This window comes from Streptomyces sp. CNT372 (genome assembly GCF_000377145.1).
In genome coordinates this window covers 22,254-43,618 of sequence record NZ_KB897786.1, presented here as the reverse complement: position 1 = coordinate 43,618, position 21,365 = coordinate 22,254, and the positions used below count along the sequence as shown (strand labels likewise).

Sequence of the window (21,365 nt, the reverse complement as noted above, 5' to 3'; positions counted from 1 at the left end):
CATGACCGTCCCCCACCAGCACCCCCACCAGCACCAGCCGTCCGGTGACCCCGTCGTCCGGGCCCTCGGCGGGCTCGGCACCCCCGTCGACTGCACCGGCCCGGGCAGCCTCCCCCTGGAGGGCCCGCACGTCCTGTGGCTCGTCACCGCCGGCTTCCTCGACCTGTTCGCGGTCGACGCGGCCGAGGAGGGCCACTGGCACTTCCTCGGCCGCCTGGAACCCGGCACCCTGCTGCTCGGCCCGGTCGCCGGCCCCCGGCACACCTTCCTCGGCCGCCCCTCGGGCGGGTGCGCCCTCCGCCGCGTCCCGCTGCGCGAGCTCTACCCCGACCCGTACGGGCAGGACCCGCACACCGGCCGGTGGCAGCACCCCGCCGGCCCCCACCCGGACGCCCCCGCCCAACTGCCCAGCCCCTGGGCCGAGCTGGAGTACGCCTTCGCCCTCGGCATCGGCCGGGGCCTGGGCGTCCTCTTCCAGGCCCCCCTCGAAGGACGCCCGCCCGGCGACACCGGCATGGCCGACGACGACGTGCTCTGGATGCCCGTCGACCCCGGCAGTGTCCGCCTCGGCGCCACCTACAGCGCCGAGGCCGCCGCCGACCTCCTCGTCGAAGGCGCCATGTGGCAGCGGATGGTGAATCAGCAGCACCGCCTGCTGACCGCCGTCGACCAGTGGATCGAGCAGGCAGAACGCGCCCACGAGGACCGGGCCGCGGCCGGCGTCCGCGCCGGGGAGGAGGTCCGCGCCCGCGCCGACGAGGCACTGATCGCGTCCATCGCCCGTCCCGGGCGGGGCGGGCGCGCCACCGCGCCGGCCGCGGGCGACGACGCCGTCTTCGCCGTCTGCGACGCCGTCGGCCGCGCCGCGGGCATCACCCTCACCCGGCCCCCGCGCGAGGACGGCGGCGACGAACGGGTCTCCCCGGTGGAGCGGGTCGCCCAGGTCTCCCGCGTCCGCACCCGGCCCGTCCGGCTCACCGGCCCCTGGTGGCGGACCGACAGCGGCCCCCTCGTCGGCCACCGCGCCGCCTCCGGCGCCCCCGTCGCCCTGCTGTGGCGGCGCGGCCGCTACGAGGCGGTCAACCCCGCCACCGGCTCCCGGGCCCGCGTCGGCGAGGGGAACGCGGACGACTTCGAGCCACGCGCCCTGATGTTCTACCGGCCCCTGCCCGAACGCCCCCCGAGTGTCCTCGCCCTGGCCCGCTTCGGACTGCGCGGCAGCCGTGCCGACCTCCGCCGGCTGCTCCTCACGGGCCTGGTCACCGTCGGCCTCGGCGCCCTGGTGCCGATCGCCACCGGCCGGGTGCTGGGCGAGTACGTCCCCCACGCGCAGACCGGGCCGATCGTGCAGACCGCCCTCGCCGTGATGATCGCGGGGATCGTCTCGGCCGCGTACACGCTGATGCAGAACCTGACCATCCTCCGGCTGGAGGGGCGGATCGAGAGCGTGCTCCAGCCCGCGGTCTGGGACCGGCTGCTGCGCCTGCCGACCCGCTTCTTCACCGAGCGGTCCACCGGCGAACTGGCGAGCGCCGCCATGGGCATCGGCTCCATGCGGCGGGTGATGTCCGGCATCGGACCGGTCGCCGTCCAGTCGGCCACCGTCGGGCTGGTGAACATCGCGCTGCTGCTCTGGTACAGCGTGCCGCTGGCCCTCGCCGCCCTCGGCATGCTGCTGGGCGTCGCCGTGGTGTTCCTGGTCCTCGGCCTGTGGCAGGTGCGCTGGCAGCGCAGGCTCGTCGAACTGGGCAACAAGCTCAACAACCAGGCGTTCCAGACCCTGCGCGGCCTGCCCAAACTGCGCGTCGCCGCGGCCGAGGGCTTCGCCTACGCGGCCTGGGCGGTCGAGTTCGCCCGCTCCCGGGACCTCCAGCAGCGGGTCGGCCGGATCAAGAACCTCACCACCGTCCTGGACGCCGTCTATCTGCCGCTCTGCTCCCTGGTGATGTTCATGCTGCTGGCCGGGCCCGCCCGGGGCAGCATGTCGGCCGGCGAGTTCCTCACCTTCAACGCGGCCGTCACCATGCTGCTGACCTCGGTCACCCAGCTCACCGGCGTCCTGGTCTCCGCGGTCGCGGTGCTGCCGATGTTCGAGCAGGTCCGGCCGATCCTCGAAGAGAGCCCCGAGGTGCGCGGCGCGAGCTCCCGCCCCGGCACCCTGACCGGCGCGGTCGAGGCCCGGAAACTGACCTTCCGCTACACCGGGGACGGCCCCGCGGTCCTGGACGACGTCTCCCTCTCGGTGCGCCCGGGCGAGTTCGTCGCGATCGTCGGCCCGTCCGGCTGCGGCAAGTCCACCCTGCTGCGGCTGCTCATCGGCTTCGACCGTCCGGAGTCCGGCTCGGTCCTCTACGACGGGCAGGACCTGGCCGCCCTCGACCGGGCCGCGGTGCGCCGTCAGTGCGGGGTCGTCCTCCAGAACGCGCAGCCGCTCAACGGCTCCGTGATGGAGTGCGTCTGCGGGGCGGAGACCTTCACCCAGGAGGAGGTCTGGGCGGCGGCGGAGATGGCGGGCCTCGCCGAGGACATCAGGCGGATGCCCATGGGGCTGCACACGATGATCGCGAACGGCGGCGCCGTCTCCGGCGGCCAGCGCCAGCGGCTGATGATCGCCCAGGCCCTCGTCCGCAGGCCCCGCATCCTCTACTTCGACGAGGCGACCAGCGCCCTCGACAACGAGACCCAGCGCACGGTCATCGAGTCCACCCGAAGCCTCAGCGCCACCCGGGTCGTGATCGCCCACCGGCTGACCACGGTGATGGACGCGGACCGCGTGATCGTGATGTCCGAGGGCCGGATCGTCGAGGAGGGCCGCCCCGCCGACCTGCTCCGCAACCCGGGCGGGCAGCTGTACGAGCTGGTGCGCAGGCAGCTGGCGTGAGCTTCCGCGGTCCCGGGGCGGGGGGCGCCGGGCGCGCTCGGCCGGACGCGTCCGCGAGGCGCGGCGGGTGCCGCGAAGGCCCCGGGGGCTCAGGAGGCCCGGGGGACCGGCTGCGCGGTGTGCGCCACGCCGGGGAGCGGCCGGCGGCGGGCCGGCTGTCCGGCGGCCTCGGCGACGAGGGCGTCGGAGACCAGGCGGACGCCGCGTGCGAGCCGGTTCAGCTGCTCCAGCTCGGCCGCGTACAGCCGGATGGTGTTCTCGATGACGGCCTCGGCCACGCCCAGGGTGGGCAGTTCGGCCCGGGCCGTCTGGAGCCCGACCCGCACCGCGCGCATCTCGTGCTGGAGCTGGAGCTGCACATGGCGGGCGAGCAGGACGTGGTGGCGGGTGAGCGTCGCGTATCCGGCGTACCGGGCCGGCAGGAGGTCCCGGAGCCACCGGGCCGCCGTCCGCTCCCAGTCGCGCGAACCGGGCGTCCTGACCTGGCAGGGCCAGTCGGGGCCCGGTACGGAGGAGATCGGGTGCATGGCGTCGCTTCCGGGTGATCGGGTCTCTGGTCGAGAGGCTTGTGGCGGTCCCGGCCCAGGGGTTGACCGGGACCGCCAAGGGGCATTCCGCGGTACGACGGAGTGCCCGGATTGAACACCGGAGACGGACGCGAGGAGGGAGCGCCGACACCGGGTGTTCGGTTCGGGAGCGGCACCCGCGCCCGTGGTGGCGCAGGACCAGCTGCCAGAAGCAGTAAATATATATACCGTTGAGTAAGCAAGGGTATGAAAAATTTCATGCACGTCACGACGTGAAAATGTCCCGTTAACACGCGGGTCACACGGGAAGGTCTGCGCGCACATCGGGCCATCGGCCGGTGGTCCTCGGCCGGTACGCGAGTGCGGGGCCGGGGCGACGGCCGGGGGCGGGGCGCGCCACCGGGGAACGTCCCGCCGAAGGGAGGGGCCGCGCCGCCGGGCGCGGTCAGTCCTCCAGGAAGAAGTCGTGCTGCTCGGCCACCTGCTCGTAGCCCTCCAGCCGTGACTGGGTCCGCTCCGGATCGGCGTCGGCCATGGCCTGGAGCACGGCGGCGGAGAGCACCCCGGGCGCCGAGTACGAGTCGAAGACCAGGCGGGAGCCGGTGCCGGCGCACAGCGTCACATCCGCCTCGTCGACCAGCGGCCCCAGCGTCAGGTCCGTGATCAGGGCGACCCGCAGACCCGTGCTGTGCGCCGCCCGCAGCGCCGCCAGCGTCTCGTTGGCGTGCCGGGGCATCGCGTACGCCAGCACCCAGGTCCCGCCCGCCTCCCGCGACTGCAGCAGCGCGTCGTAGGCGACCGAACCGCCCCGGGTCACCAGCCGGACGTCGGGGTGGATACGGCGGGCCGCGTAGGCGAAGTACTCCGCCAGCGACACCGAGATCCGCAGTCCCAGCACGGTCAGCGGCACCGAGCGGGCCAGCTCACGGCCCAGGTCGAGAACCTGGTCGGTGTCGGCGAGCACCCGCCGCAGGCTCTCCAGGTTCGCGATCTCCGCGTCCACGGCCGCCTGGAGCTCGTTGCGCCGGATCTCCTCCCGGGTCTCCTGCGCCCCGGCGACCGCGCTCAGCGCGATGGGCTGGAGGGCCTCGCGCAGTGCGGGGAAGCCGCTGTAGCCGAGGGAGGTGGCGAACCGGGTCACGGAGGGCTGGCTGACCCCCACGCGCTCCGCGAGGTCCGTGATCGACAGGAAGGCCGCCTCGGTGAGGTGGTCGATCATGTACTGCGCGATCCGGCGCTGCCCGGGGGAGAGCCGGTGGCTGCCGAAGAGGGCGCGCACCCGGTCCGCGGGGGCGGCCGCGAAGACCGGCTCCGGCTCCCGGCGCCCCGGCGTGATCGCGGCGGCCTGAGCGCGAGCCTGCTGCCCTGATGCCACCGTGTGCCTCCTTCGTGGGTACCGGCCGTGCTCAAATCTAGCTCAGACGGCCCACCCGCCCCGCGTCCGCGCCCACCGCCGGGCCCCGGCCCATTCGGAGATGCGGATCCGGCCCGCCGGGGAGCATCCTGACAAGATGACCCGGTACGGCGCGGGCGGGCGCCCCGAACCCGATGCCGAGCGCCCCGACCCCCAGGCGCCTGCCACGGCCGCCCGGGGGACACCACCGCACGCCCCCGCGGGCCGGGGCGGCCCCGCCCGCGGCACCGGCGCGCCCCGCGCGGACGCGCCCGATCCCGCGCCCGCCTCGAATGCCCCCGATCCCGCGCCCCGCGCGGACGCGCCCGATCCCGCGTCCCCGCCGTCGGACGCGCCCGACGGCGGGGACGGCCCGCCGCGTGACGAGCTCGCCATGGTGCTCGCGCAAGCGGAGGCCGCCGCGATCGAGGCCGTCGGCGGGTTCGCCGGGGGGCTGTACATGCGGACCAACACCCCCGAGCTGCTGCTCCTCGCGGTGATCGCCGGGCTCCCCGCGGACCTGTTCCGGCACTGGTGGCGGATGCACGTCAACCGCCCGTTCCCGCACTCGGACTGCTACCGCTCCGCCCAGCCGGTCTACCTCGGCGACGCCGAGGAGGCCATGCGGCGCTATCCGCAGCTGATGGCCGGGCTGCCGTTCCCCTTCGGCTCCCTGTACGTGCCGATCACCCACGGCCGCGAGACCTTCGGCGTGATCAGCGTACTCAGGTCCGCCACCCCGGGCCGGCCGGTCGGCGACGCGGACCGCCGGCGTATCACCGGCATCGCCGCCCGCCTCGGCGCCACCCTCGCCGCCATGCCCACCGCCCGCCGCCCCATCGAGTGGGCGGGCGCCCCGCTCGCCGTCACCCTGCCGGCCCTCTCCTCGCCGCCCGTCCGCTTCGGCTCCTTCGACTGGGACCTCACCGCCGGCACCGTCACCGGCGACGCCGGCTGGTGCGGCATCCTCGGCATCAGACCCGCCCGCCTGCCCGTCAGCGTCGAGGAACTCGCCGCCCGTATCGAACCCGAGGACGCCTACGGCCTCTGGGCCGTCGCGGGCCAGGCCGCCGCGTCCGACCGGCCGGTCACCCGCCGGCTGCGCCTCCAGGGCTCCGACGGCCGCCCCCACCTGGTCGAACTCTCCGGCCGGCGCGGCGACTCGGACCGGACCGCGCCCGGCACCCGCCTCACGGGCTTCCTGGTCGACCTCGGCGCGGGCCCGGTCGTCGCCGAGTCCGCGGACCGCCTCCCGCACGGCGTCTGCTCCATCGACCGCCTCGGCCGCATCGGCTACGTCAACGCGCACGCCGAGACCCTGCTCGCCCGGCCCCGCTCCGACCTGCTCGGACGCGTCCTGTGGAAGGCCGTCCCCTGGCTCGGCCAGGCCGCCTTCGAGGACCACTACCGCTCCGCCCTGCTCTCCGGGGACCCCGTGCACTTCCTGGTCTCCCGCGACGAGGGCTGGCTCTCGGTCTCGATCTTCGCCGGGCTGGACGGCCTGACCGTCACCCTCAGCCCCGGCGACCAGCCCGCCTACGCCCCGGAGTCCGTCCTCGCCCCCGGCAGCGGCATCGGCTCCCCGGCCGACCGGGCCGTCGCCCTGTACCGGCCCGTCGCCCTCGCCATCGCCCTCACCGAGGCCGTGACCGCCCGTCAGGTCTCCGCCGTCGTCACCGAGGAACTGCTGCCCGCCTTCGGCGGCCGCCAGCTCGCCATCTACCTGCTCAGCGACCGCCATCTCTACCTGTCCTGGGAGACCGGCTTCCCCCGGGGCTTCCTCAACCGCTTCGACGGCGTCGGCCTGGACGCCAAACTCCCCGGCGTGGAGACCCTGACCACCGGCCGGCCCCTCTTCTTCGAGTCCATGCAGCACCTGGCCCGCGCCTACCCCGGCATCCCGCTCGACGCCCATGTCGGCGCCCGGGCCTTCCTCCCGCTGATTGCCTCCGGCCGGCCCGTCGGCTCCTGCATCCTCGGCTTCGACCAGCCGCGCGGCTTCAGCCCCGAGGAACGCACCGTGCTGACCGCCCTCGCCGGGCTGATCGCCCAGGCCCTCCAGCGCGCCCAGCGCTACGACTCCGAGGCCGCCCTCGCCCGCGGCCTCCAGGACGGACTCCTCCCGCACCGCCTCCCCGTCGTCGACGGACTCGACACCGTGGCCCGCTACCTCCCCGGCACCCAGGGCATGGAGGTCGGCGGCGACTGGTACGACGTCATGGACACCGGCCAGGGCCTCGGGCTCGCCATCGGCGACGTCCAGGGCCACGGCGTCTCCGCCGCCGCCACCATGGGACAGCTCCGAAGCGCCGTCCGGGCCCTGGCGGTCAGCGGCCACAGTCCCGAGGAGGTTATGCGCGGCACCAACCAGCTCCTCATGGACCTCGACCCGGGCCAGTTCGCCAGCTGCTGCTACCTCGTCCTGGACCCCGCCACCGGACGCGCCCAGGCCGTCCGCGCCGGCCATCTCCAGCCGCTGCTGCGCCACCCCGACGGCCGCACCGAGGTCCTGGACCTGCCCGGCGGCGTGGTCCTCGGCGTGGACGCGGACGCCGCCTACCCCGTCACCGAGCTGTACCTCGAACCCGGCGCGGTGCTGGCCCTGTTCACCGACGGGCTGGTCGAACAGCCCGGTATCGACATCGACATCGGCATCGAGCGGCTGCGGCGCGCCCTGTCCGCCGTCGGCGAGGCGTCGCTCGCCGGCACCGCGGACCGGCTCATCAACGAGGCCCGCGAGGTCTCCGACCGGCCGGACGACATCGCGCTGCTGCTCACCGCCCGCTGGACCGACGGGCCCCGGCGGCCCACCCGCTGACGTGCCGCCCCCGCCCGGCCGGCCCGGCGGCCCCGACGACCCCCGCTTCCCGGCCGCCACCGCACCCGGCTGCGCCGGTCTGACGGCCCTCGACCGGGAGGTCACCCGCTGCCGCGCCTGCCCCCGGCTGGTCGCCTGGCGGGAGGAGGTGGCGGCCACCTGCCGCGCCGGCCACCGCGAGGAGACCTACTGGGCCCGGCCCGTGCCCGGCTTCGGCCCGCCCGGTGCCGCCCTCGCCGTCGTCGGTCTCGCCCCCGCCGCGCACGGCGGCAACCGCACCGGCCGCATGTTCACCGGCGACCCCTCCGGCGACCTCCTCTTCACCGTCCTCCACGCGGCCGGGCTTGCGTCCTCGCCCGCCTCCCTGCACCGCGGCGACGGACTGGCCCTGCACGGCGTCCGGATCACCGCGCCCGTCCACTGCGCCCCGCCGCGGAACCGCCCCACCACCGGTGAACGCGACACCTGCCGCCCCTGGCTCACCGCCGAACTCGCCCTGCTCCCGGACCTGCGCGCGATCGTCGTCCTCGGCGGCTTCGGCTGGCAGGCCCTCCTCCCCGTCCTGCGGGACGCCGGCTGGCGACTGCCCCGCCCCGCACCCGCGTTCGGCCACGGCACGGCGTACGACCTGGTCCGAGCCGACGGCCGTCCCGGCACCCTCACCCTGCTCGGCTGCTACCACCCGAGCCGGCGCAACGTCTCCACCGGCCGGGTCGATCCGCCCATGCTGGTGGACGTGTTCGTGCGCGCCGCCCGGCTCACCGCCCCGGCTCGCGGTGCAGCACCGCCAGGACCTTGTCCGGGGTGAACGGGGGCTCCCGCAGCCGCGCGCCCAGCGCGTGGTGCAGGGCGTTGCCGATCGCCGCGGCCGTGCCCACGATGCCGATCTCGCCGATGCCCTTGCTGCCCATCGGGTTCAGATGCGGGTCCTCCTCCGCGACCCAGTGCGCCTCCACGGACGGCACATCCGCGCAGACCGGCACATGGTAGGAGGCGAGATCGCACTCCGCCGTGTCCCCGAAGCGCGGGTCGGTGGTGCTGCCCTCGGTGAGGGCCATGCCCGCGCCCATCACCAGCCCGCCGACCAGCTGGGAACGGGCGGTGCGCGGGTTGAGCACCCGCCCCACGGCGAACACCCCGAGCAACCGCGCGAGCCGCACCTCACCGGTCACCGCGTCCACCGCCGTCTTGGCGAACACCGCGCTGAACGCGTGCCGGGCGTACGGCACCTCGGCTCCCGCCTCCTCGCGGGTGTCGGCCGTCGCCGCGAGCCCCTCGGGCGGCACCCGCCCGCCGTGCCCGGCGAGCAGCTCCGCCAGCCGGACGGCCGCCCGGTGGACCGCCCACCCCCAGGACGCGGTGCCCGCGGAACCGCCCGCCAGCGGGGCGGCCGGCAGCTCCGTGCTCCCGATCTCCGCGCGCACCGCCTCCTGCGGCACCCCCAGCGCTTCGGCCGCGATCCCGGCCAGGACCGTCCGCGCCCCGGTGCCGATGTCCGTGGCGTTGACCCGGACCCGGAAGCGGCCGTCCGGATCCGCGTGCGCACTCGCCCGCGACGGGCCCACCAGCACCGGATACGTCCCGGCCGCGACCCCCGAACCCCACAGCGTGCCGCCCTCGTTGCGCGTTCCGGGGCGCGGATCACGGCGGTCCCAGCCGAACCGCCGGGCGCCCTCGCGCAGACAGGCCGCAAGATTCCGGCTGCTGAACGGCCGTCCGCTGTCCGGCTCCCGGTCCGGATCGTTGCGCAGCCGCAGCTCCACCGGGTCCAGGCCCGCCGCGCAGGCGAGTTCGTCCATTGCCGACTCCAGCGCGTACATACCGGACGCCTCCCCGGGGGCCCGCATCCAGGAGGGCGTGGACACGTCCAGGGCGGCCACCCGGTGCACCGTCCGGCTGTGCGGCGAGGTGTACATCACCCGGCCGGGGACCGCCGCCTGCTCCACGAACTCCCGCACCCGGGAGGTCCGGGTGACCACCTCGTGCTCCAGCGAAACGATCCGCCCGCCGGCGTCCGCCCCGAGGCGCACCCGGTGCAGGCTCGGCGCCCGGTGGCCCACCACCGCCGCCAACTGCCGCCTCGGCAGCGCCAGGGTCACCGGCCGGCCTGTGTGGATCGCCGCCATGGTGGCCAGCACCACATGGGGCCGGGGTGTGCCCTTGCTGCCGAAGCCGCCGCCCACATGTGCCGAGACCACATGGACGTGCTGCCGGTCCAGCCGGAACATATGTGCCAGGACCGCCCGGACCATGTCCGCGCCCTGACTGGAGTCATGGACCGTCAGGGTGCCGTCCCGCCACTGGGCGGTCGCCGCGTGCGGCTCCATCGGATGGTTGTGCAGGGCGGTCAGCGCGTACTCCGCCGTCACCCGCACCGCCGCACCCGCGAACGCCCCGTCCGGGTCGCCCCGCTCCCGCAGCCCGGGGTGGCCGCCGTTGGCCTCCCGGGGGGTGTACAGGTCCGGCCGGTCGCGGTCCAGGCGGACATCGTGCTCCTCGACCGCGTACGCCACCCGTACCGCGTCGGCGCCCGCCCGGGCCTCCTCCGGCGACCGGGCCACGACGAGCGCCACGTACCAGCCCCGGTGCGGGACCCGGTCGTCCTGGAGGACCGCCAGCGTGGGGTCGTCGGGCGGCTCCAGCCGGAGCGCGTTCTCGTGGGTGAGCACCGCGAGGACGCCGGGCAGGGCCAGGGCGGCGGACGTGTCGATCCCGGTGATCCGGCCCCGGGCGACCGTGGCCGGAACCGGCCAGGCGTGCAGCCGGTCCGGCGGCCGGTACTCCGCCGCGTACCGGGCCCGGCCGGTCACCTTCTCCGCCGCCTCCTGCCGTACCGCGCCGCCCCCGGACTCCCGCCCGGCCGCGCCGTCCCTGGACTCCCGCCCGGCCGCGCCGCCCCCGGGCGCGTTCACCGGGCACCCTCCGCGAGGTCCGAGAGCACCCGCACGGCCAGATCCCCGGCGAGGCGCACCTTGAAGCCGTTGTCCCGCAGCGGTTCGGCCGCGTCCAGCTCGGCCTCCGCCGCCCGGGCGAACGTCTCCGGCGCGGCGGGCGCCCCCAGCAGCCGTTCCTCCGCCGTCCACGCCCGCCACGGCCGGTGCGCCAGACCCCCGAACGCCAGCGCCGCGTGCCGGACCCGCCCGTCCTCGACGGCCAATGACGCGGCCACCGACACCAGTGCGAAGGCGTACGAGGCCCGGTCCCGGACCTTGCGGTACGCGGAACGCGCGCCCGGCACCGGCGGCGGCAGCTCCACCGCGGTGATCAGCTCGCCCGCCCGCAGCTCGGTGTCCGCCTCCGGCCGGCCGCCCGGCAGCCGGTGGAAGGCGGTCGCCGGGAGGGTACGCGTCCCGGCCGCGCTCTCCATGCGCACGGTGGCATCCAGGGCGGCGAGCGCCACCGCCATGTCGGAGGGGTGCGTGGCCACACAGGACGGCGAGTGCCCGAGGACCGCCAGGTCCCGGTGCACGCCCTCCCGGGCCGGGCAGCCGCTGCCGGGCACCCGCTTGTTGCAGGGCTTGGTGACGTCCTGGAAGTACAGGCACCGGGTGCGCTGGAGGAGGTTCCCGCCCGTGGTCGCCGCGTTCCGCAGCTGCCCCGACGCGCCGGACAGCAGGGCCCGGGAGAGCACCCGGTAGCGGGACCTCACCAGGGGGTGCGCGGCCAGGTCGCTGTTGCGGACCGTCGCCCCGATGAGCAGCCCGCCCTCCGGGGTCTCCTCGACGCCGTCCAGCGGCAGCCGCCCGATGTCGACGAGGACCCCGGGACAGGCGGCGCCCAGCTTCATCAGGTCGACCAGATTGGTCCCGCCGGCGAGGAACTGCGCCCGGGGCCCGGCCGCGTACGCGGCCAGCGCCTCCGCGGTGCTCCCGGCCCGCACATAGCCGAAGGGCCTCATCCCGCCACGTCCTCGATCGCCGCCACGATGTGGGTGTACGCGCCGCAGCGGCAGAGGTTGCCGCTCATCCGCTCGCGGATCTCGGCCGCCGTCAGCGGCACCGGCCGGGCGGCGCCCGCACCGCCCCCGCCCGTGTCCTGCGGTCCGCCCTCCGCTCCGTCCGCGGTCTCGTCCCCGGTGACGAGGGAGGGGTGCCCCGCGGCCGCCTCGGCGATCATGCCGACGGCGGAGCAGAGCTGGCCCGGCGTGCAGTAGCCGCACTGGAACGCGTCCCGGGCGGTGAACGCCTCCTGGAGGGGGTGCTGCCGTCCGCTCCGGGCCAGCCCCTCGACGGTCGTGATCCGTGCCCCGCCGTACGCCACCGCGGGCAGCAGGCAGGCGAGCAGCCGGCGGCCGTCGACCAGGACCGTGCAGGAACCGCACTGCCCGTGGTCGCAGCCCTTCTTCGGGCCGGTCACCGACAGCCGCTCGCGCAGCGCGTCGAGGAGGGTGGTCCGGTGATCCAGGGCGAGCGTCCAGGCGACCCCGTTGACCCGGAGGGTGACCACCGAGGAGTGGGCCCGGGCGCCGGGGCCCGCCGGCCCGGTCGTGGTGCTGGCTTCCACGCGTCGCCTCCGTCCGCTCCGGCCGTACCGTGGTGCGCCGGACGTCGGTTTGGTCCGGCGGCACCTACCAGCCTGTGGCGGAACGCGGCGCGGCGCGCGCCGGGAGCACCCGGCGACGGGGCCGGTGACGGGGTGCGGCGCCGGCCCGGCAACCGGTGCGGAAGCCGTCCGGGGTCAGGAGCCGGGGCGCCGGTCGCCGGGCGCCGCGGTGTCGTCGTCGCCCTCGTGCTCCGGCGGTTCGGCCACGGGGCGGCTGCCCATGTTGCCGTAGCCGTGCATCTCGTGCGGGGTGAGCCGCCCCGGGGTCTGGCGCCCCTGCTCGGGGTCGATCTCGTCCGGTTCGAAGCGGGACTCGACATGGGACTGGCGGGCCGGCGGGGTCGGCAGCTCGTCGCGCGTGGGCGGAGCGTCGCGGCGCCGGTTGGCGCCCTGCCGCCAGACGACGTACACGAGCAGGACCAGCAGACCGACCACGACGAGCAGGAAGACGATGACCGCCGGGGCTCCGTCGCTGGCGAGCTGGGTGGCGGTGTCGTTGGCCGATGCACTGTGAAGGGTCATGCCTACCGACTACCCCGTCCCGCGCCGATGACCGCCGTGATCGACCCGGACGGCGCACCACGCCGCCCGGGTCGCGCGGGCACGCCCCAGGGGCGGCCTCAGCCGCGCAGCGAGCAGCGGTTCAGCAGGTCCGCGCCGTCGCCCCGGCCCGGCGGCGGGAGCGGCAGGGTGCGGCTCGGGGCGGGCCGCTCGCCGCGCCCGATCCAGGACTCCAGCGCGGTGAACGCCGAGCGGTGGCACGGCGTCAGCGGACGCAGCCGGTCCGGGAACACGTCGTACAGCGAATCGACGTGGGTGCCGCCCCCGACCCGGTAGTAGCGGAACAGAGAGCCCCGGCCCGCGTCGCGGACCATCCGCGCGTAGACGTCCGAGCCCTCGCCGATCGGCAGCAGCACGTCCAGGGTGCCGTGCAGGGTGATCAGGGGTTTCCCGATCCGCCCGGTGAGCGCGATCTTCCGCACCGCCTCGCGGACCTCTCGGGGACGTTGCCGGTAGGCGTAGTCCGCGTCGCACGCCGGGGTGCCCGGGGCGCAGAACGGGGTGCCCGCCTCCAGCGGGCCGTCGAAGCCCGGGTCCAGCTCCTCGCGGTAGATCCGCTGCGTCAGGTCCCAGTAGTACCGGTGGTGGTAGGGCCACAGGAACTCCGAGCCCGCCGGATACCCGGCTCGCACCAGCTCCCGGTGGGCACGCGGCGCGTCCGGCCCGCCTGCCGCGTACACCGGGTAGTGGCGCAGCGCCGGGGGCAGGAAGGTGAGCAGGTTCGGGCCGTCGGCGCGCCAGAGGGTCCCCTCCCAGTCCACTCCGCCGTCGTAGAGCTCCGGGTGGTTCTCCAGCTGCCAGCGCACCAGATAGCCGCCGTTGGACACTCCGGTGACCAGGGTGCGCCGGGGAGGGCGGTGGTAGCGCTGGTCGACGACCGCGCGGGCCGCCCGGGTGAGTTCGGTGACCCGGCGGTTCCACTCGGCCACCGCGTCCCCGGGTGCGGTGCCGTCCCGGTGGAAGTCCGCGCCGGTGTTGCCCTTGTCGGTGGCGGCGAAGGCGTAGCCGCGTGCGAGCACCCAGTCCGAGATCGCCCGGTCGTTGGCGTACTGCTCGCGCACGCCCGGCGAACCCGCGATCACCAGACCGCCGTTCCAGCGGTCGGGCAGCCGGACGACGAACTGCGAGTCCCGCATCCAGCCGTGGTTGGTGTTGCCGGACGAGTCGTCCTGGAAGTGGCCGTCCAGCTGGATGCCCGGCACCCCGCTGGGGGTGGCGAGGCCCGCGGGGGTGAGTCCGGCCCAGTCGGCGGGGTCGGTGTGACCGGAGGCGACGGTGCCGGCGGTCGTCAGTTCGTCGAGGCAGGCGGCCGTCAGCCGCCGGGCGCCCGGCACCCGCAGCTCGGCGACTCCGGCGCAGTGCCCGGCTCCGCCCCCGGGCGGGGCGGACTGCCGGGCGGCGGCGGGCACGGCGGTGACGCAGAGCAGCAGGGCGGCCGCCGCGGCGGCCCCCGGCAGCAGCCGGTGGGCCGGGCGGCGGGGCGGGGGAGCGGGGACGGTGCCCGACGGCGGGATGGAGCGCACGGTGCGGCCTCCTGGGACGCGTGAGAGGGACAGGGGGTGCGGGCCGGCTCAGGGGCAGGCGCCGTCGGCGACGACGTAGTGCCCCGGCGGGGACTCCCTGAGGGTGTGGGTGACGAACGTGTTGTAGAGCCCCATGTCCTGGCCGGAACCCTGGGCATAGGTGCGGCCGCCGCCGGTGGTGGCGCGGCCCGCCTGCACATGGGCGTAGTTGTCGGCGGTCCAGCAGACGGCGCCGCCCGGTGTGGTGACGGTGACCGCCGGGGAGCGGGCGCCCTCGGCGCCGTCCGCGCCAAGGGCCGCGACCGTGTACATATGGCGGGACCCCATGTTCAAGCCGGTGTCCGTATGGGCCGCCTCTGTGGGGCGCGCCACCACGGTGCCGTCCCGGCGGAGCGCGTACCCCGTAGCGCCCGGGACCGCGTCCCACCGCAGTGAGACGGTGCTGCCGGTGGTGCCCGCAACGGTGAGCCCGGTGGGCGCGGGCAGGGTCCCCGGGTCCGGTTCGCCGCCGCCCGTCAGCCCGAAGAACTCGGCGATCCAGCGGGCGGAGCAGATCGAGTCGATGAAGTGCGCGGTCCCGGTGGCGCCGCAGTTCTCCGGGCCGCTGCCCGGGTCCACGGGTGTGCCGTGGCCGACCGACGGCACCCGGTCCACCTCCACCGCGACCCGGCCGGCCCCGTCGAGATACTGCTCGCGCCGGGTGCCGTTCGGGCCGATGGAGTCCGTCCGGTCCGGGCTCTGGCCGATCCCGTGCACCGCCGTCCACTGGTCCCGCAGCTCGTCCGCGTTGCGCGGGGCGACGGTGGTGTCCCGGTCGCCGTGCCAGACAGCCACTCGCGGCCAGGGCCCGCCGTGGGACGGATGGGCCTCGCGCACCCGCTGCGCCCAGACCGCCGGCGTCCGGTCCGACCCCGGGCTCATACAGGGGTACGGGCCCGCGTCCCGGGCGCAGTCGTACGGGATGCCCGCGACGACCGCGCCCGCCTCGAACACGTCCGGATAGGCGGCCAGCATCACCGCGGTCATCGCGCCGCCCGCCGACAGCCCGGTCACGAAGGTGCGTCCCGGGTCGGCCCCGTAGGCGCTCTCGGCGTGCGCCACCATCCGCCGGACCGACTCCGCCTCGCCCCGGCCGCGCCGGTTGTCCGCCGCCTGGAACCAGTTGAAGCAGCCGCTCGGGTTGTTCGCCGAGGTGGTGCCCGCGAACACCAGCAGGAAGCCCCTGCGGTCCGCGAGCTCCGTCAGGCCCGCGTTGTCCGCGTACAGCCGCGCGCTCTGGGTGCAGCCGTGCAGGGCCACGACCACGGCCGGCTGCGGCGGCAGCGACGCCGGCCGGTACACGTACATCTCCAGCGCGCCCAAGTTCGCGCCGAAGGACACGACCCGCTCCAGGGGGACCGCCGCCCGCGCGGGCGAGGCAGGGGCGAACCACAGCCCGCCCAGCAGGACGGCCAGTACCGCGAGCAGCCGCCCGACCGGACGGCGGACGCCCGGGGAACCCGGGACCGGGCGCGGCCGGACGCGTTCCGGCCGCCCTTCACGACGAAACATCCGAACCTCCCGCAGCCGACGGTGACGCCGGTCACGGTAGGAAGGGACCACCGGTGCGGGACATGGTGACGGCACCCATAGCGGTGCCCCGCGACGCCTTGCCGCACCCCCTTGCGCGACACCGCCCCACGCGCTAACGGCCGCCGCGCGGACGGCCGTTGGGGCGGCGGCCGGGAGCTCCCGTCAGACCGCGGCCCGCGGTGCGGACTGCGGACCGGGACTCGGCGGCGCCTCCGGAGCGGGCTCGGACGCCGGGTCCGGCGCCGGCTGGGAGCCCTGCTCGGACGCGGGCGGCGGCTCCTCGGAGGGCGGCGGCGCGGACGGCGGGTCCTCGGGCGGGGGCTGCTGCTCGGACGGCGGCTGCTCCGGGGGCGGATCGCTCCCCGGGTCCTCGGAGGACGGCGGCGACTCACCGGGCGAACGGTCCGGCGAGGTGGACGGGTCCGGCTTCGGCGAGCCGTCACCGCCCGGCTCCTCCGTCTCCTTGTCGCCCTTGGCGGTGGTGTCGCCCGCGGGACGCGCGATCCAGTCCTTGGACTCGGCGTCGTAGAGCACGAACTCCTTCACCGGCTTCTCGGCCGGGGCCACCACCACGACCTCCGAGGCCCGGTAGCCGGGCCAGGGGTCGCCGACCTGCTTCGGTGCCGTGTCCTGGGCGACGGGCGGCAGCAGCGGGTTCCCGCAGGCGCAGCGCGCCCGCGGCACGCCCCGGTCGTCGACCAGCACGGCCGTCCCGGCCTGGAGCACCGCTTGGTAGGAGGCCGGACCGCCGTCCCGGAAGCCGTGGTTGGTCACCCGGGTGTCCATGCGCAGCTGCACGGGCGTCAGCGACCGCAGGTACGCCGGAACCCGGTCCGGCGCGATGTCCTGCACCTCGGCGAAGGCCCGGTTCCGGTCCGGGGTGGCCGACAGGAACCGCACCTGCTTCTCCACGTCGCAGCTCGCGACGTCACGCGTCCCGCCGTACAGCCCCGGGGAGGAGCCCCGCACACTGCGCGTGGCCGGGGTGCCGGTGGGGCTGCGCTCGGGGGACCGCGACGCCTCGGGCGGGGTCGTGTCCCGGGCCGTCGACTCGGTGAACGGGTCCGGACCACTGGTACTCGCCGCCTGGAGGAAGACCTCGCCCTGCTCCCCGCCGCCGTTGCCGCCCGGCCGGGTCAGCACCACGGCGGCGACCACCGCGGCGATCACCACACAGGACACCAGCGCGATCCGGGGCGCGGACCGCCACCAGGGCCTGCCCGGTCCGCCGGACCCGGCGTGCGCGCCGCCCTCCGGCCCATCGGGACCGCCCGGGCCCGGGCCGCCACCAAAACCCCCGGGGCCGCCCGGCCCCGGCGGACCGGACGCGCCCGAGCCGCCCGGACCGGGCGGCCCAGAGCCGGGGGACGAGGAGTCCGGGCGCGTCGCGCCGGGCTGCGAGCCGCCCGACAGCGGTCCGGACGGCGGACCCGTCGGACGGTCGGACGACGGCGGACCGGCGGGCGGGTGCCCGGACGACGGGGACCGTGAGGATCCGGACGGTGACGGGGGTTCGGTACTCATGGGGCGCTTCTTCCCGGAGCAAGACGCGGACGAGGCACGCGGTCCGCGGGCCTCCCCCTCCCTGCCCATTGTCTGCCCGGCGGCCGTGGGGCCCGCAAGTCGTCAGCCCGGCCCCGCCCCGGGGCCGGGCCCCCTGACGCGGTCGGCTCCGCCCCGGTGCGCGCACCCGGACGCGGTCGGCTCCGCCCTGTGGCCCGGACCCGGACGCGGTCGGCTCCGCCCTGTGGCCCGGACCCGGACGCGGTCGGCTCCTCCCGGGGCGCGCACCCGCCGCGCCCTGTTTAGCGTGGCCGTGTGAGCGACCACCCAACGACCGCCCCGGCCGCGCCGCCGCGCGCCGCACACGGCTGGCCCCAGGCACTGCTGGCCGTGGTCGCCGGACTCCTGGCCATGATCGTGACCGCGGCGCTCGGCCTGTGGGCCGCGGGGGCGGCCGGCCTCCCCGACGGCGCCTATGTGAAGGTCGTCGCCGCGGTCGTCGTCCTCGCCGCCGGCGGGTCCGTCGAGGTCGCGGGGGACACGGGGGCGATCGCCGAGGCCGACGCGGGACTGACCGCCCTCCCGCTCTCCGTCACCGTCGCCGGCGCCCTCACCGTCGCCGCCGGCTTCCTGCGGCCGCTGCGCCGCCGGGCCGTGGCCGGAGCACCCGAACTCGCCGGCTGGTCCCTGCGGATCGCCGTGCTGTGGCTGCTCGGCCTCACCGGGCTCGCCGTCCTCGCCCGGCACACCTTCGCGATCACCTTCGACGACCCCACCGGCGGTCTCATCGGCGACCTGTTCGGCGTCGAACCGCGCGTCGGCTTCCGCACCGAGGTCCCGCAGACCCTGGTCATCGGACTGCTGTGGCTGGCGGGGGTACTCGCCCTCGCCCTGCTCGTCTCGCGGGGAGCGCCGCTGCCCTCCCCGCTGCTGCGCTTCCAGGAGGGGGTCCGGCCCGCCGCCCACGCGATGGTCGTGCTGCTTCTCGCCGCCCTCGCCGTCGGACTGGTCATCGGGCTGGTGGTGGCGGCCACCCGCGGGCACCCCGCCGACACCTTCGCCGTCATCCTCCTGGGCCTGCCCAACCTGGTGTGGCTCGCCCTGACCGTGGGTCTCGGCGGGGCGTGGCAGGGGCGGGCGGAGGGCCCCTTCGGGCTGCCCGTGCCGCAGGTCCTCGACCAGGTCCTGCGCACCGGCGACCTCTCCACGGTGGACCTCGGCACCCTGACAGAACGCGACGGCCGGGCCTGGTGGCTGCTGGCCGGCGCGGCGGTCCTCGTCCTCGCGGCCGGCTTCCTCATGGCCGTCCGCTCCCCGGCCCGGATCCCGCCGTGGCGGCACGCCCTGCACCTGGCCGTCGCCCTCGCGGTCACCGTGCTGTGCGTGTCCCTGCTGGCCCGGGTCGAGGCGCACTACGGTCTCTCCCTGCTGGGCATCGGCGACCTCGGGGGCGACCTCGGCGGCGAGGTGTCGCTGCGGCCGGTCCTGTGGCGGAACGTGGGGCTGGGCGCGGCCTGGGGGCTGGTGGCCGGCTTCGCCGGGGGCCTGCTGGCCACGCGCTTCCGGCACCAGGGCGAGGCCCCGCCGAAGGACTGACCGGCCGTCCGGCCGGGCGCGTTGGGGCGTCACTGAGCGGCGGCCCCGCGGAACACCGGGCGGGCCCAGCGCGGGGGCTCGGGCGGGCGTCCCGCCCCGTCCTCGCCGCCCGCACCACCGCCCGGCCCCACCACCCGGGTGGGCGTGCGGGGCGTTCCGGCCCGCGCCGCGGCCCGCAGCGCCGCGACGAAACCCGTACAGGAGGCGAACCGGTCCTCCGGGTCCTTGGCCAGGGCCCTGCCGAGCACGGCGTCGACGGCCGCCGGCAGATCCGGCCGCTGCTCCGTCAGCGGCGGCGCGGGGTCGTACTGGTGGGCCCAGAGGAGCGCCATGTCGTCGTCCCGGCGGAACGGCGGCGCCCCCGCCAGGGTCTCGAACACCACGCAGGCGAGGCTGTAGACATCGCACCGGCCGTCGGTCGGACGGCCCGAGATCTGCTCCGGCGCCACGTAGTCCAGCGTGCCGACGAACTGGCCCACGGTGGTGAACCCCGTCAGCGACAGCGACTTCTTCGTCAGCCCGAAGTCGGTCAGGTACACATGCTCGGGGTGCTCGCTGTCGGTGCCCTCGGCGATCAGGATGTTCCCCGGCTTGACGTCCCGGTGCACCAGCTCGTGCGCGTGCGCGGCGTCGAGCGCGGAGGCCACCTGGGCCGCGATCCGGCCCGCCGTGGGGAACGGCAGCGGGCCCTGGCGGTCCAGCAGGACGCGCAGGTCCTGCCCGGCGACGTAGCGCATCGCGATGTAGAGCATCCCGTCGGTCTCGCCGGCCTCGAACACCGGGACGATGTGCGGGTGGTCGATGGACGCGGCCACCCGCGACTCGTGGCTGAAGCGCTGCCGGAAGGTGTCGTTCCGGGCGAGTTCGGGCGCGAGCAGCTTGAGCGCGACCGTACGGTCCAGCCGCAGGTCACGGGCCCGGTACACCACGGCCATGCCGCCGCGGCCGATCTCGCGCTCCACGAGGTAGTCGGCGACCTTGCGGCCGACCAGCTCGGACGGGCGCCCGGCGTGCGGTGAGGCGGCCTCGGCCATCACCGCTCACCGCCTCGCGGGTCCTTCCGGGCCGGGCCCCCCGTCCGGCCGGGGGCCGGTGCCCGAACGACCCGGGTGGGCTCGTGCCCGGGTTGCTCACCGGCGTCCCGTCCCCGGCGGTCGCGCTCCGGCCCGCCCTCCACCGGCGGCGGCGCCGACACGACCCGGGTGGGTTCGTGCGGCCCTTCGACGGGGGCGACGACGCGGGTGGCCTCGGGGGCGCCGGATGCTTCGGGCGCCGGGGTGACGGCGCGGGTGGGCTCGGCGGGGCCGGACGCCGGGGGCACCGCCCGCGTCGGTACGGGGGTCTCGGGGGCGGGGTCCACGGCGTGGGTGGGCTCGGGTCCGTCTGCCGGTTCCGGCGCCGGGGTGACGGCGCGGGTGGGCTCGGCGGGGCCGGACGCCGGGGGCTCCGCCTGCGTCGGCTCGGGGGTCTCGGGGGCGGGGTCCACGAAGCGCGTCGGCTCGGGGACGTCTGCCGGTTCCGGCGTGGGGCCGACGGCGCGGGTCGGCTCCGGGGCCTCGGGGCCGGGGTCCGCGGCGCGGGTCGGCTCGGGCGCGCCGGGTGCCGGGGCGACGGCGCGGGCCGGATCGGGGGCGTCCGGGGCGGGCGAGGCGGCCTCCGGGGCGGGGGTCGCGCCGACGACACGGGTGGCGTCCGGAAGCTGTGCGTCGTCACCGGCGCGGGGCGCTGCGGCGTCGCGCCCCGCTGGCCGGGGCGGCTCGGCCTGCCGCTGCCGCGGCTCCGGCGTCACGACCCGGGTGGGGTCGTGCCCCGCCGCCCCGCCCGCGCCACCCGGCGGCGACGCGGGCGGGGGCGCGGCGGTGTCCGGGGCCGGGGCCACAGCCCGGGGCGCATCGGGACCGGGCCGCGCGGGCGCCGGTCCCGCCCCCGCCGCCCCGCCCGGCTCCGGGGGCGACGGGCCCGCGGCGGGCTGGGACCCCGCCGCCAGCGTGGTCAGGCGCGTCCCGTCGCAGTGCACCCACCGTTCGTGCTCCGCGTCGAAGAGCCACATCGACTCCCCGTCCACCACCATCCCGACCCGCAGGCCCTGGGTGCGCCGCCGGTACCCCTCGCCGTCCGTGCGGCCGGCCGCCAGGTCCTCCGCCGCGCGGCGGTAGCGGCCCAGCGAGTCGTCCACGCGTGCCAGCAGCGGCCGGGGGTCCTCGGCGGACTCCGTCGGGTTCCCCGCCGGGGGCGGCTCGGCGGGGACGGGGACCAGCAGCCGCCCGTCCACCCACGCCGACCAGCCGTTGACGCACAGGACCTGCGCCCAGTCGCCGCGCCGCTCCAGCAGCTGCACCGGCAGCAGCGGGTCCATGGGCGCGGTGGGGCGGGCGGTGTCGGGGGTCTCCCAGGCCGGCATCCCGGCGCGGGGGACGACGTGGGTCGGGGCGAACTCCCAGCTCGTCAC

At 76.5% G+C, this 21,365-nt stretch carries 15 protein-coding genes; 4 read left to right on the top strand and 11 right to left on the bottom strand.

Going from position 1 to position 21,365, the window contains the following annotated elements; genetic code table 11:
- Position 1 precedes the first annotated feature (1 nt).
- Positions 2-2,881, top strand: a complete 2,880-nt coding sequence (locus C593_RS0121640; RefSeq protein WP_018849408.1) for an NHLP bacteriocin export ABC transporter permease/ATPase subunit — start codon at positions 2-4, stop codon at positions 2,879-2,881.
- Positions 2,882-2,970: 89 nt separating this feature from the next.
- Here the strand turns inward: C593_RS0121640 and C593_RS0121635 are convergent, their stop codons facing one another.
- Positions 2,971-3,408 carry a hypothetical protein gene (locus C593_RS0121635; protein ID WP_018849407.1) on the bottom strand — a complete coding sequence of 146 codons (438 nt, stop codon included), beginning with the start codon at positions 3,406-3,408 and terminating at the stop codon, positions 2,971-2,973.
- Between the two features lie 445 nt (positions 3,409-3,853).
- A complete protein-coding gene (locus C593_RS0121630; protein ID WP_018849406.1) occupies positions 3,854-4,783 on the bottom strand; it encodes a MurR/RpiR family transcriptional regulator in 930 nt (309 codons plus the stop codon).
- A gap of 136 nt (positions 4,784-4,919) precedes the next feature.
- Here C593_RS0121630 and C593_RS0121625 point away from each other — a divergent pair, with 136 nt between their 5' ends.
- Positions 4,920-7,619, top strand: coding sequence for a SpoIIE family protein phosphatase (locus C593_RS0121625; protein ID WP_018849405.1), 2,700 nt, complete (start codon positions 4,920-4,922; stop codon positions 7,617-7,619).
- A gap of 1 nt (position 7,620) precedes the next feature.
- Complete coding sequence (locus C593_RS0121620; protein WP_018849404.1) at positions 7,621-8,427, top strand: uracil-DNA glycosylase; 807 nt, start codon at positions 7,621-7,623, stop codon at positions 8,425-8,427.
- Here the strand turns inward: C593_RS0121620 and C593_RS0121615 are convergent.
- From C593_RS0121615 to C593_RS30170, 7 genes are all read right to left on the bottom strand, one after another.
- The gene (locus C593_RS0121615) at positions 8,378-10,531 is read right to left on the bottom strand and encodes a xanthine dehydrogenase family protein molybdopterin-binding subunit (RefSeq protein ID WP_018849403.1); all 2,154 of its coding nucleotides are present in this window, start codon (positions 10,529-10,531) and stop codon (positions 8,378-8,380) included. The genes C593_RS0121620 and C593_RS0121615 overlap by 50 nt on opposite strands.
- Positions 10,528-11,517, bottom strand: coding sequence for an FAD binding domain-containing protein (locus C593_RS0121610; protein ID WP_018849402.1), 990 nt, complete (start codon positions 11,515-11,517; stop codon positions 10,528-10,530). The genes C593_RS0121615 and C593_RS0121610 overlap by 4 nt, the downstream gene beginning before the upstream one ends.
- On the bottom strand, positions 11,514-12,122 hold the full coding sequence (locus C593_RS0121605; RefSeq protein WP_018849401.1) for a 2Fe-2S iron-sulfur cluster-binding protein: 609 nt from the start codon (positions 12,120-12,122) through the stop codon (positions 11,514-11,516). Before C593_RS0121605 ends, C593_RS0121610 begins: the two co-directional genes overlap by 4 nt.
- 174 nt (positions 12,123-12,296) lie before the next feature.
- Positions 12,297-12,683: a DUF6479 family protein gene (locus C593_RS0121600; protein WP_018849400.1), complete on the bottom strand. Its 387-nt coding sequence runs from the start codon at positions 12,681-12,683 to the stop codon at positions 12,297-12,299.
- 98 nt (positions 12,684-12,781) lie between these two features.
- A complete protein-coding gene (locus tag C593_RS0121595; RefSeq protein WP_018849399.1) occupies positions 12,782-14,245 on the bottom strand; it encodes a 3-hydroxybutyrate oligomer hydrolase family protein in 1,464 nt (487 codons plus the stop codon).
- Positions 14,246-14,293: 48 nt separating this feature from the next.
- Positions 14,294-15,796: an extracellular catalytic domain type 1 short-chain-length polyhydroxyalkanoate depolymerase gene (locus tag C593_RS0121590; RefSeq protein ID WP_018849398.1), complete on the bottom strand. Its 1,503-nt coding sequence runs from the start codon at positions 15,794-15,796 to the stop codon at positions 14,294-14,296.
- A gap of 183 nt (positions 15,797-15,979) precedes the next feature.
- Complete coding sequence (locus tag C593_RS30170) at positions 15,980-17,341, bottom strand: DUF6777 domain-containing protein (RefSeq protein WP_486591165.1); 1,362 nt, start codon at positions 17,339-17,341, stop codon at positions 15,980-15,982.
- 294 nt (positions 17,342-17,635) lie between these two features.
- Between C593_RS30170 and C593_RS0121580 the strand changes: the two genes are divergently transcribed.
- The gene (locus tag C593_RS0121580) at positions 17,636-18,916 is read left to right on the top strand and encodes a streptophobe family protein (protein ID WP_018849396.1); all 1,281 of its coding nucleotides are present in this window, start codon (positions 17,636-17,638) and stop codon (positions 18,914-18,916) included.
- A 29-nt stretch (positions 18,917-18,945) separates the two neighbouring features.
- Here C593_RS0121580 and C593_RS0121575 read toward each other — a convergent pair whose 3' ends face one another.
- On the bottom strand, positions 18,946-19,950 hold the full coding sequence (locus tag C593_RS0121575; RefSeq protein ID WP_018849395.1) for a serine/threonine-protein kinase: 1,005 nt from the start codon (positions 19,948-19,950) through the stop codon (positions 18,946-18,948).
- Positions 19,950-21,365, bottom strand: coding sequence for a hypothetical protein (locus C593_RS33420; protein ID WP_018849394.1), 1,416 nt, complete (start codon positions 21,363-21,365; stop codon positions 19,950-19,952). The genes C593_RS0121575 and C593_RS33420 overlap by 1 nt, the downstream gene beginning before the upstream one ends.

What these genes read in the sequence shown, in the direction of transcription:
- C593_RS0121610 (WP_018849402.1), bottom strand. Translation starts at nt 11,517, where the DNA reads ATGAGGCCCTTCGGCTATGTGCGGGCCGGGAGCACCGCGGAGGCGCTG.
- C593_RS0121575 (WP_018849395.1), bottom strand. Translation starts at nt 19,950, where the DNA reads ATGGCCGAGGCCGCCTCACCGCACGCCGGGCGCCCGTCCGAGCTGGTC.
- C593_RS30170 (WP_486591165.1), bottom strand. Translation starts at nt 17,341, where the DNA reads ATGAGTACCGAACCCCCGTCACCGTCCGGATCCTCACGGTCCCCGTCG.
- C593_RS0121625 (WP_018849405.1), top strand. Translation starts at nt 4,920, where the DNA reads ATGACCCGGTACGGCGCGGGCGGGCGCCCCGAACCCGATGCCGAGCGC.
- C593_RS0121590 (WP_018849398.1), bottom strand. Translation starts at nt 15,796, where the DNA reads ATGTTTCGTCGTGAAGGGCGGCCGGAACGCGTCCGGCCGCGCCCGGTC.
- C593_RS0121600 (WP_018849400.1), bottom strand. Translation starts at nt 12,683, where the DNA reads ATGACCCTTCACAGTGCATCGGCCAACGACACCGCCACCCAGCTCGCC.
- C593_RS0121640 (WP_018849408.1), top strand. Translation starts at nt 2, where the DNA reads ATGACCGTCCCCCACCAGCACCCCCACCAGCACCAGCCGTCCGGTGAC.
- C593_RS0121635 (WP_018849407.1), bottom strand. Translation starts at nt 3,408, where the DNA reads ATGCACCCGATCTCCTCCGTACCGGGCCCCGACTGGCCCTGCCAGGTC.